This window comes from Legionella moravica DSM 19234 (assembly GCF_000423305.1).
GTDB lineage: Bacteria > Pseudomonadota > Gammaproteobacteria > Legionellales > Legionellaceae > Legionella > Legionella moravica.
This window is the reverse complement of the sequence record NZ_AUHS01000015.1, coordinates 137586-150111: the sequence shown is the minus strand read 5'-3', so window position 1 is coordinate 150111 and position 12526 is coordinate 137586. Positions and strand designations below refer to the sequence as shown.

Sequence of the window (12526 nt, the reverse complement as noted above, 5' to 3'; positions counted from 1 at the left end):
TGCAATGAGCCATTTAATCGATTTATCCCTGCTTAAAACAAACCGCGATTTTCGTCTACTGTATTCAGGACAATTTATATCCTTTATAGGAACAATGATTACTTTTGTCGCGCTGCCTTATCAGATCTATCACATGACTGAATCTACATTAATGGTTGGACTTCTTAGTCTCATTCAGCTCTTACCGTTATTATTGACTGCTCTGGTTGGCGGCGTATTTGCTGATCGTTACAACCGACGTGCCCTTCTTATTATTAGCGAACTGCTCCTTGCCATTGGATGCTGTTTTCTTGCATTAAACGCCTCCAGCAATAACCCGAGTTTAATTATAATTTTTCTTGTTGCGTCACTAATGTCTGCAATTACAGGTCTTCATCGTCCGGCCTTTGACAGCATTACACAGCAAATTGTCAAAACGGAAGATTATAAGAATGTAGGGGCGCTTGGAAGTTTTAAATTCAGTTTTTGCATGATTGTCGGTCCTGCAATTGCTGGATTCATTATTGCGCAGTTAGGAATTATGGTAACGTACCTAATTGATTTTCTTACTTTTATGTTCTCCCTAACCAGTTTAGGTCTTATGCACAATATACCAAAGCCGGTTATACAAGAGCATCCATCCATTTTTTCATCCTTAAAACAAGGTCTCTCATTCGCATTCAGCCGCCAAGAGTTAATAGGGAGCTATTTTGTTGATTTTATTGCCATGGTTTTTGCCATGCCCAATGCCTTATTACCTGCTATCGCACAATCGTACGGAGGTGCCAAAACACTAGGATTGCTTTATGCGGCACCGGCTGTAGGTTCCCTGATTATTTCTTTTGTCAGTGGTTGGACCTCAAGAATATCACATGATGGCAAAGCCATTGCCATTGCTGCTGCATTTTGGGGTGCTTCAATCATTGGATTTGGGGTTTCAAACTCCTTGTGGCTGGCGCTTTTATTTCTAGCATTATCTGGAGCCTTTGATGCAATAAGCGGAATTTTTCGCAGTACATTATGGAATAATACAATACCTACAGAACTGAGAGGACGCTTGGCTGGAATTGAAATGATAAGCTATTTAAGCGGCCCAAGGCTAGGTGATACGCGTGCAGGCTTTGTAGCTGCTGGCTTTGGCATCAGTACAGCTCTGATATCGGGAGGGATTTTGTGCATCCTGGGTGTCGGTCTATCCTGTTACGCATTACCCAAATTTTGGAATTATAAAACAAAATAAATACCCATGATTTTAATACGCTGCTCTGTGCATAACAATAAAACGGTCATGCCTCGCGCAGGCTCACTAATGTCCAGAAAAAATGAGCTTCCTTCGATCCCCCCCCCTCTCCAACGCGCGTAGCGTGGGGGAGGTTTTAGGGTGTGGGGGTTAAAATAAGTTGCGTATACCCCCTCGTAGCGTTTTATTTTTAAATAAAAATAAATGATCTTCCTGTATCGTTTCACCCCATGTACAAAGTTCTTTTGGTGAGATTGATTGCTGCATTATATTATGAGCGTATGACAAAAAGAGACCTTTATAACTATACTTCCGCACCTGAATTCTGAATTACGTCGTTCCCGCCCATTCTGAGTTATCAACGAAGCCATTCTCTGCAGCTCCTATTGAGGCGAAAAATTAATGACCCGCTTTGCACATTTTGCAAAGCAAGGTCACAAGAAAAGGGATAAATGGTTAAAGGGTTAAAGCCCGAGAACACCGAATACCAATTCGAGCGCCCTTGTTGGTCGTACTGCGAAAGCTGCCGCCTAGGAACTGGTACCACGCGGTGTTCAATGGATTGAACGAGTTCTCGGTAGAACTCCAGTAGAAGCCTGAACTTACCAGCCCAAGAGTAGCGCTTGGAATCAATACATTTTCATAGAGTTGCTGTTGAATATTGGTACTCCCAGAAGTACAGATAGCGCCAAGTGGCCCCCACTCACAAATGGCTGGCAAATACCAATTGGTGTAACAGGTATTAGGGGAAGTACAGGATGTAGCCCCTGCTGCGTTAACGGACAACAAACTGCATAATCCTGCAGCGTAATTAACTAAAGGAACGGGGGATGCACCGTTGTAAGGCGGGCTGCTGAAGTTTGTAGTTAATGCGCTGATGATGGCTGTACTATTGGCACTGCCATTATTCGCACCTTGAGAGCTGGTTTCGTATAAAGCAGAACCAATACTTGTTCCCGCCCCCCCCCAATTAGGAGTTGCTAAAGAAACCGATGTTTGTCCTGGATAAGTGTCCCCGACTGCTGCCGTCTTTCCACCTATACTGCCTGTATTTGTTGTTGTGTCATCTATGGAATAGATGAAGCCACCTTGATAAATACAACCATAACTCAGGACATAGACATTTACTAACGCAGACAGTCCGCCATCTGCAGTCACACTGACACTCCCTTCGGGCTGCACTCCTGTAGTGCACAGAGCACTGCTTGCATTAGCGCTTGCTATGGCTCCAGGGGTTACAGTAATCACACATTGTCCGCCATTAGCAGCAAGAGTAGCGCAACTGGAGGGCGACACGGAGGCATCAGAGGGCAACCCAGAAGAACTAACCAATACATTAGTAGCCTCACCGGAACCGGTGTTGGTTATCGTAATTTGGCGTGGAGTTCCGGTTAATGCATTGTTTTTTTGTGCACAATCAGGAGACATAGATGCGGCAGGGCAATTCACCGAAAGCCCAAGCATGGATACGCTTGGTGTCAGTGTCACTGTACCGAAGGTCACATCTACCGTGTGGTTGGCGGTGATATTGGTTAATTGGTAGGTAGCACCCCCTTGTTGAACCGGAGCACCATCAACCAGCCACTGACCCACTCCATAATTAGTATCAGGTGTTGCAGTGAAGATTAGTGAGGTCCCGGGATTCACCGTTTGAGAACCGCTGGGGCTAACCGACCCATTGCTGCCTGCAGAAGAGGTAACCGTATATTGTTGCACGGGAGGTATTTGCGTCAGGCGAATGGCCAGACTATTCGCCTGACTTGGTTGATAGCATTGACTGGAATTGTTCTGGTCGCAAAGTATAGGGCCTCCAAACACATCTCCATTTAAACCACTGCCAGCCACGGTCAGGGTCAAGGTACACGATTGATGATATCCTAAGGCTGACGTGCACCCTGATGATGTAATGCCCTGAATAGGCCTAACCGTTAGTGTATGGGATTTATGCGATTGATTGGTGACCGTGTATTTGACGATTGCCATTCCTGAAGAACTCACACTCACCGAAGGCGGGTATCCTGATACGGGTTCAAAAGTCCATACAGATGCCCCCGCCCAAGCCGTATTCATTAGCACCAATCCGCCAGTCATTGTAATCAGTGCATTTCTTAAACGACGTGCTTCCATTCTTTATGTCCTTATGCAATATAGGTGAGGTAAAATAAAACTCCGTTAGTGTAGAAACGACTGAGTAGCACACTTATGGGGACAGGCCTTGCTCTTAGCTAGGGGCCTTACCAGGGGGCAACAAGCAAGGCCTGATCTTGAAGCTTTACCTTAGACCTAGCGCTCCAAAAATACAGGAGATACTAATTCCCTCCCCTTTAATATTCTATAGTACTGAACATGAAGGAAACTGAAAAGAAGGCTAAGAGGATTTTCTTGAACTTTTACTACCCGACCTCACAAAAATACTTTCATCAATACCCACTTCCTGTTTTTGTAGAATAGTTTTTAACACACTCGAATGAAAATTTTGTTAACACTCTTTTTCATAACGATTTATCTGACGAGGGCTTATTCCTGCTATTTGAGCAAAAACATAGAGACTCATGCCTGCATTAGGTCGGAATCTAAAATAAGTATACTTAAGAGGGTCAGGCCTTGTTCTTTGCTAATATAGAAGCAGAAAGCCGCTTCGTTCAAGTGTGGTTATAGATTCCTGCTTGCAAGTAATGGCTTCGTTGATAACTCAGAATGGGCGGGAACGACGTAATTCAGAATTCAGGTGCGGAATGGGGGTTATAATGAGCGTGCTTTTGAGCGCAAATTTTTAACCCCCCTACCTAAACCCTCCCCCACCCTACGCGCGGGAGATTGGATCGATAGAGGCTCAATTTCTTCGGACACATGTGCACTGCGCCGGCATGACCATTTTTTTGTCATGTACATAGAATGCGTTGCATCATCTATTGATTTATTTAATGACTTACGCTTCCAGTACACACATCCCCTTCGTCAACTCCATCAATCCAGACTTTTAATTGTTTGGTGCGATCTTCAGTAATTTTTTCAATAAAGTAACATTGACACATCGGCAATACTGAACCATAAGTATCTTGATACTCAGGAACGTACATGGAATCAACATAAGCGTCCTTAAACTCAATCCATTTTCTTTGGGCACTGACAAACCTGTCTATAAAAACCTTGTCTGATTTATATTTAGCCAAAACTTGTTGGTACACCTGATTCAACTCATTATCAGCTTTTTTCAATGCCTCGCAGGCTTCTTTATTTAAATCAAACTGGGTATCTGCTCGTGCAACAGTCATGGCTGCCAGCATAAGAAACACAATCAACAGGTTGTTCCGTACCGTCATGATTCGCCGCTCCAATTAGCTTAATTATTAATCACCAATGATGCTTTCCTTTTTATGATGTTGTGCCAAAGTCTCATCAAGACTGGCTGCTTCGGTTAATGCAGCAACGTTCTCTTTGGTAAAAAACCCGTCAAATCCGTGGCAGCGCTCAACATACTCTGTAATTAAAAGGGAATATTGGGAATGTTTGGAGAATATCTGTTTTAAATCAGGTGAATCGGTGCATGCACCAAAAACCTGAGCTAAAAATTTAATGTCCATTTCATCACGCAAAGTTTCAATGACATAATCTATATTTTTTTTACCTGAAGGATGATCACCATCAACTACCTCATAAGCAATGTGATGCATTCTTCTGCCATAATTAAGGACAAAAGTTTCTGTAGGCATAGGTAAATTTTTAAAAGAATTCACCATAAACGATATGTTATTTGCAGTAAACACCTTGGCTGGTGATCTGATGTCATCTCCATGGGGAATGCGATTGACATTTGTTGAGGAATTCATATCAGCGATATTATAGGCACCCCAAAAATAATATTTTGAAAGGCACAAAAACTCCAATATGGCATCCTCTCTCTCCCCGGCCAAAATACGAGTTGCCATATGATCTATGCCTTTGAGCAATCCTTTTGTGCCATTATCCTGACTCATCTGATCCGCTTGATTTAATATGTGTTCCTGCTTTTTTGTTAAATAAAAACGCTGTCCTAATTCTAAACTATCCAGGTCAAAAATAGAGTTTTCAATGTACCCAACACTATTGTAGGTAAAATCAGACATGCGTGTAAAAACCATGTGTTTATTGCAATAAAATTTGTTTTCAGCATGTGCTGCATCATGAAATCTAAAACCATGAGAGCCTAATATATTGAGGGTTTCTTTCTTATTCTTGCATTGATAAATTTCACCCACGTAACGGGCATTAAATTTTTCTCGCGAATTGGGATACATTTTATTAAAGCGAGTAATATCATCTTTAAAATTTGGGTCAAGCGGCTCTAAAACCAGCAATGCAGGGGATTGTTTTGTATTGATTAAACAATATATTTTATGAGTATCGCTAATATAACTCTTTGCATAACGATATGGAGTCATCGAGTACAGCTCGGTCAAATACTTTATTGCATCACCTGTTTGCACCTGAATAACAACGGCGCACATATCGCCAAATAATTCCTCTAATCCGGAAGCAATTCGTCGTTCATAAATTTTAACTTTGTATTCATCAAAATAGTCGGAGTTTTTCTTATCGCCTTTAGGCTTATAATGCAGTGGATTAATCATACTCATCTCCATAATCGGGTGATTAATTACTACCAAACAATATTCTAATTATATACTCTTTTCTGATTTTATCCGGAAATGGAACAATTAAAGCGATGATAATTCACTTTTATAACCTAAAGTCATTATAATGAATTTTTTAAATCGATAATAATTTATATATGGACGCGTTATTTGTATCAATTGGTGTCGTTGCTTTGGCTGAAATCGGCGATAAAACTCAATTACTTGCCTTGATATTAGCATCACGTTTCCAAAAACCTCTTCCCATAATTCTTGGTATTCTGCTTGCAACCCTAATTAATCATGGACTGGCGGGAGCGGTTGGTATGTGGATTACTCATTTAGTTGATCCGGCAATACTGCACTGGATACTCGGCCTGTCGTTTATTGCTATGGCCATTTGGACACTAATACCCGATAAAATTGAAGAAAATGAAACGCATTTGGGGCATAGCCTGGGGGTATTCGGTGCGACCTTTCTTACCTTTTTTCTCGCAGAAATGGGAGATAAAACCCAGATTGCAACCGTTGCACTAACCGCTCATTACAGCGCACCATTATTAGTTATCGCAGGAACTACCTTGGGAATGTTATTGGCGGACGTTCCGGCTGTTTATATAGGTAATAGGTTTGCTACTAAAGTCCCTTTAAAGCTGGTGCATTATTTCGCAGCGGGTATTTTCCTTGTTATGGGTATTTTTTCTCTCTTTCTATAAAAGACCCGATGACTGTTCTCGAAAGTATAACAAGGTTACCTCGTGCTGCAATTAGGATTATGTTGAGGCTCATCATTGGCCTCAACATTCTCTTCGTGCTCTGAGGTTAATTCCGACGCTGGCTCAACTGCACCATTTTTCATATCCACCAAGCCGGCTTTAAAGGACAGTGATTTTTCAATATGCCTCATTTGTTGTTCCAATTTTATCTCACGGTAAGTTGAGATTATGTTCGCTCCAGTGGTCAGGCTTTCGCTAACGGAGGACACTACCCTTTGGACAAATCGCTTAAACTTGATCAGGAAGTTTTCACCCTCTACTGCAGAGCCTATAGTATCAACAAATGTCGAATTAGAAGGTAAGGATTTAACCAAATCAGCCCGCTCCTCGATAGGAGACTCTCCATTTGCCAAAACACGAGTTATGCCGTTTATATAATCTTTTACATTTTGGTTTTCGGCAGGTAAGCGGTCAGCAAATTTGCTAAGTCTAAAATGGCCTTGATACACGATCCTGTAGGGTTTTACAGAATTCTCATTAAATTCATGCAAGCTCTGAGCAAGTTCAGTTCCAATATCACTGGCAGCCAGAATGGACTCTTTATTCGTATTATAAAATGCTCTAATAGCCTGTTCATATTGCTCCATTATGGGTTTATCTAAAAATGAGTTAGCCAGTATTTTCCGTAACTCAACTTCAAATTGATCATCAACTAATAACTCGACTATTTCCTTGAGATCTTTGGCTTCAAACGATTTAATTTGTTCATTTAGAAATGCAATTTTATCTTTTTTAATTGCAATGAGCATTTCAAAGTCAGCATGTGAAGGCATTAGTTTCAATTTCATCTCAAGGTCATCCAGTTCCTGTTGAGTTTGCTCTAAAAGAACATTAAGGAAGTAGGCTTCATCTACTAACGCAAGCTTGTCCTCAAAAATCATATCCAATTCCAGAGCAGAAGATAAAAAAAACTCATCAACTACTGCGATTCCCTGATTCATTAAGGCTCCTGGTTTTAAGCCTAAAAGATCTTCCGTTTGAGATAGTTTCTGTATGTATTCTTTATAAGCCACTTCTTTAATTGTTCTGTACTCAAGAGTCACCAGTGCATTCATCATTCCGGCAATTTCACCAGACTGTGCACCGACTCTGAATAATTGCTTCGACAACTCTTTTAAAACACCATAATTTTTCAAGGTTACAAGCGAATTGTTATTCAATAGTTGATTTAAACGAGTCACCTCATTCTGCATAAACTCCGGATCTGCGAGCTGTTCTCGAGAAAAGCCCCTGAGCGTCTCCTGTTGTGCATTAAAAAAATAAGGATATCGGTTAAGCAAGTAGACTCTGGCATTTTCTAATTTAGGTGATGCGGAATGCAAATATTTAAGTCCCAACTTGATTCCCCGTACCGCTGTTGAACTGCCTTCAGCAACCTCATCGGTTGGATGCTCCTGTTCATTTAGTTCAACGGGTATTGGTGGGTCATTCAAATCAGCAGGTCTTAATATTTCTACTTTTGCACGCTTTAACACATCCTGTAATTCCGCAGTGTCTTCTTGATCGTACTCAATGTTTTGTACTACTGAGCTAAAACCAATTATTTGGGTAATTAACTTTCCATAATGCGCTTTTATCTCTGGAGAAACATCACTCAATACACTCTTAAGTTGATTGATCTCGTTCTGTATTTCCATAATTTTTTTTAGCTGAGAAACCAGGCTGTCAGTGTAACTCAATTGCTCAAATCGATTTAAAGCTTGCTCTAAATGATATAAACCATTGTCTATCATTTTAATCTGACGAACCATAGCCGGGTCGCTCTCGCTGATATCGTGTAAAGGCCGTTCATCAGGCTTAACCAAATAGTTTAACACATGGGGCGACATCTGATTTTTAGTGATTTGATTAAACTGTTCTTTCATCAACCGGGCATAGGAAGACAACTTCAACTCCTGGACAGATGAAAACATACCTCGCGCTGAATTAGTTGACGATGATTGAGTTGATATTAATTCACCAGGTCCTGGCAATCTACGGCTGGATTGCTCAAGAATAAAACGCTCCTGTGTTTTAAATCTTAGTTCTGTGTCAGATTGAAGAAGCTCCTCTGGCAACGCATCAGGTCTTAATTGAATTCTCGCTTCGTCGATAACCTGAATATTTAATTCATGTAATTTACTCTGCTCCTCCAGATATTGATGAACCAATGGCTCTTGATTCAATAATTGGCTCACGGTTAGTTGTATTTTCTCAGCCCCTTCTGCCTGGGGGCTTTCAAGTTGATTGAGTCCATTGACCAACGCATTAGATAACTCGGTGTTTATATGGGACATTGCTTCTTGAACAGGAGCAAATGCTAATCTTAATTGGGCAAGTTCTTCTGTCTTAAGATCACTCAGTAAGCCCTCTTTGTATTGTTGAAGGATGTCAAAAAATGTGCGGGCACTGAGTTTCTGTTCTTCATTGTGGAACTGATCAATCCAAATCTGTTCTTTAATTTTTTGAAGATTGGCATCCCTCTTACTGGATAAATCAGAAGAAAGAGGAATCATGTTAAGATTGGGATCATCCATCGATACAATTTTTTCATTTAGTTTACGATTGATGGCATTGATTTCTGTCACGATAGCCGATGAAAGAAGACCTGAATTTAAATAATTTCGAACCTCTAACTCATCAATTAATGAAATAAGTTGCGGATACTCGCGCTCCATCCATTGTTGATATGCTTCTAGCGTTTTCTTTTGCAGCTTGTTGCCTTCATTATTGATTTTTTTAAACAATTCAATGAACGAAATCAAGGCATGTGTGCCTCGAACATAATTGAAAAATGTACCTTTTTTTTCAAATAATTTCTCAGCAATCAAGGTAATTGAATCAATTTGAGATTGAGTTATTTTAACTTTACTTTCATCTCTGATAATGTTGGGATCCAAAGATCTAGACAAGGAGTTTAATATTAATGGGACTTCAGAAAACAAGTTAACCAAAGAAGAGGAATCAGATACATAAACACCATCGGATTGGAATAAATTAAGACCTCGCCCTACATAACTACCTACGCTTTTAACAGTGCCTTGAATGGTAAATTGATTTATCCAGCCTGTATTTTTAACGAGATTCTCTGCCCCTTTTATCATAGGGTCAATGAAATCATAATTATTTTTAATTAGCCTTCTGACTTCTGGAGTTGCATTACGTAACAGTTCTACTGACTTGTAAATATGAGAAACCGCAACCATGCCTTGATGAGCCAAAACCACTTTATCTATAGTTGAAACAGAGCCTGTATTCATTTTGTTAGCGACCTGTATCGCTAACTCCGCATAGTACATACTGTTTATTACTCTTTTTATTGCAACTATCTGGGGAGGATCTTGATCAAAATTAACAAAGGGAACTCCATCGGATTGAGGAACTAAAGAACGAGCCAAAGGTGCTGTTAACGAAGACTGGAGGTGAGCCAAGAATTGTGATCTCGCTTCAGCAATTTGCTTTGCATAATTAACCAAAACTGGTGGGGTTACTTCAGCAGTCGATACTTCAACTGGTGTTGCCTCGATTGTTGCTAACTCCGCCGTTGTTTCCTCAACTATAGTTTCCACTGGGGCTGTTGTGTTAGTGGCATCCTCCTTAGCAGAAGGATTTGTAGATAGTTCTAATTGCTGTAATCTTCCCGCATCAGACATATCCGAAGATCGGTAGTTGAGACCCGATAAAACTGTACTAAACGCCGTAATTTCACTGATAACAGGCGCCAAGGTGCTTCGAGCTGCAGGTGACAGTGCAGTTAAGGTATATTTTAACTGATAACTTGATTTGGCAATTGCAATAAATAACTTTGCTTGACTAATAACACCAAAATTACTGTTAGCACTTTCAAAATTCAACAGAGAATTCTGCAAATTTAGCAATTCATTTTCAAGCTTTTTAATATGAACAACAACTTCGGGTTCATTGTTATCAATCCTGTAGGGAGGTTGCCCGGTAAAATAGGCATTATTCCCATCAGAGAGATGGCGACTCAATAATGTTCTGATGTTTATTCGTACATCTGCGACTTTTTCTGATAAATGCAATTCTTGCAGATAGGTGATATTTCCGCGTAAATTGTTTAACGAAGTTGCCTTGACGGGAATGAGATCTCCAGGATGAACCCGTTCTTTTGCAGCAGGTTGTTTTACGTACTGTCGTAGGGCTTGACTTCGTTTCTGTACTCGCTCATCCAGAGTAGTTTGATCTGTTAATCCAGCATGTTCCTCCAATTTACCCCGCGCAGATTCAGCAACAGTGAATTTTAAATGCTCAGCCTGAATTTTCTCCACATAAAAATGGTGCATTGGCACTTCCTGAAGAAACAAACTATCGATCTCCCCTCTTTTGACAAATCCACTTACATAATTAACTGCTCCTGCAGCCAAACTCCACCATGAAGATGAGGAAGATGTGGGACCTGCCGTATTGAGTACATTAGTGAGTTTGTTTTCGAGATCCAGATTGGAATGGGCCAAGGCAAATTGAATGTCGGGATAAATTTGTCTTAATTCAACCCGATCAGCTTCTAAAATATCGGCGAATGATTTTCCCTTGTACTGTTCCAATAGTGTAAAAAAGCGCCCAATGGATTCAATATGATCAGTTGCTGTAGCAATAGCCTGTAAATTGTCAATCTGACTGCTTTCAATGCTTTGTTCTCTGATTGGTTTTAAAGAATCCATAGTCTGAATTCGTTCATCAATATCAAGAGTAGATTCGGAAAGCTGTTTGTTAATCTCCTTTGCAAGGCGGTCAGCTGACTCACATAAAGCGGTGCTGAGCAAGCCTGATTTCAGATAGCTCTGACGCTCAAACTGATCAACAGCCAGAATGAATGGACCTAAATACTGATTTGACCAGGAGATATATTTTTGTATCGAGTCTCGGGTAAACTCAAACTCATTCTCTTGAATAGTTTTTAACCATCCAAGTAAACCATTAATTGCTTTGGATTCAGCCAGACTTTTTGCACTTAATTTTTGAATAAATAAATTCCCTTCCAGGTCTTTTAACAAGGAAATAAATTCTTGTGTTCTTTGTTGCTTTAACTCTGGAGATAACTCTGACTTTTTAGAATCAGATGCAACATTCATTAATCGATTTAATTTGGAAAAAGCATCTAAAAGTGGATTGGATTTCGTTCCTGTATCTGTTGGTACAGGCCCTATCAACTCAGTACCTTGATTGATGAGATAACTTGCTTGCTCAGTGACTTCCATCTCAGCAAATTCACTCACCCAACCCGAATTTTTGATTGCATCATAAGTTGCAGTAATTACCGGTTCAATTAGACTGTAATTGTCAGCAATGATCGCTTGTATTTCAGGGGTTGCATCATTCAGAGAGGCCAGTGACTTATATACCTGCGTTATAGCTTGATAATGTTGTTTCGCCCCTGTTATCTTGGCTCTCAAGCTCGAGTTATCTGTAATTTCCCAAATTTTAAAAGCTTCTTCAGCATGATACAGAGCATTAACAACCTTTTTAAGCGCGGCGATTTGAGCAGGATCGTCTTCTATACGCACAAAAGGCACACCAGTTTGTTCCGGTTTTAATTGTTCAGCCAGACAGGTTTCTAATTGATTTTGCAAGGATTGGAGTAAAGATCTTCTAGCCTTACTAATTTTCATTGACAAGGGATCAGCAATTGGACCAGCATCAAGCGGTCCAGTCGAATACCCATCAAGATCTGATTGATCTTCACTTTCCAAAGATTCTGTAGTTCCTGGATTGGACATGCTTTACCTCTCACTGTATTAATTAAATTATAGACCTATGAGTGGCGCATGGGTTTATTATAAATCAATTAGACATTAATTAAAACACTTTCTTGTGATGATTTCTGGCAAATTAATGACTTCTATCATGAGATAGTTCAAACTAAGCGATAGATCTCAGAACAACCAAAATCTTATAGGACGATAGGCTTTGATATATGG

6 protein-coding genes are annotated in these 12526 nt (G+C 40.3%); 2 read left to right on the top strand and 4 right to left on the bottom strand.

Annotated features, from left to right (window positions below; all coding sequences use genetic code 11):
- The first annotated feature begins 4 nt into the window (after positions 1-4).
- Positions 5-1219, top strand: coding sequence for an MFS transporter (locus G543_RS0104570; protein ID WP_028383493.1), 1215 nt, complete (start codon positions 5-7; stop codon positions 1217-1219).
- Positions 1220-1675: 456 nt separating this feature from the next.
- Here G543_RS0104570 and G543_RS18310 read toward each other — a convergent pair whose 3' ends face one another.
- The 3 genes from G543_RS18310 to G543_RS0104550 form a co-directional block, all read right to left on the bottom strand.
- Complete coding sequence (locus G543_RS18310; protein ID WP_028383491.1) at positions 1676-3346, bottom strand: InlB B-repeat-containing protein; 1671 nt, start codon at positions 3344-3346, stop codon at positions 1676-1678.
- A gap of 794 nt (positions 3347-4140) precedes the next feature.
- A complete protein-coding gene (locus G543_RS0104555; RefSeq protein WP_028383490.1) occupies positions 4141-4542 on the bottom strand; it encodes a lysozyme inhibitor LprI family protein in 402 nt (133 codons plus the stop codon).
- Positions 4543-4569: 27 nt separating this feature from the next.
- On the bottom strand, positions 4570-5829 hold the full coding sequence (locus tag G543_RS0104550) for a hypothetical protein (RefSeq protein ID WP_028383489.1): 1260 nt from the start codon (positions 5827-5829) through the stop codon (positions 4570-4572).
- Between the two features lie 161 nt (positions 5830-5990).
- Between G543_RS0104550 and G543_RS0104545 the strand changes: the two genes are divergently transcribed.
- Entirely contained in the window at positions 5991-6548 is a 558-nt protein-coding gene (locus G543_RS0104545) for a TMEM165/GDT1 family protein (protein WP_028383488.1), read from the top strand.
- A 35-nt stretch (positions 6549-6583) separates the two neighbouring features.
- Here the strand turns inward: G543_RS0104545 and G543_RS17045 are convergent, their stop codons facing one another.
- A complete protein-coding gene (locus G543_RS17045) occupies positions 6584-12325 on the bottom strand; it encodes a hypothetical protein (protein ID WP_051190577.1) in 5742 nt (1913 codons plus the stop codon).
- Between the last annotated feature and the right edge of the window lie 201 nt (positions 12326-12526).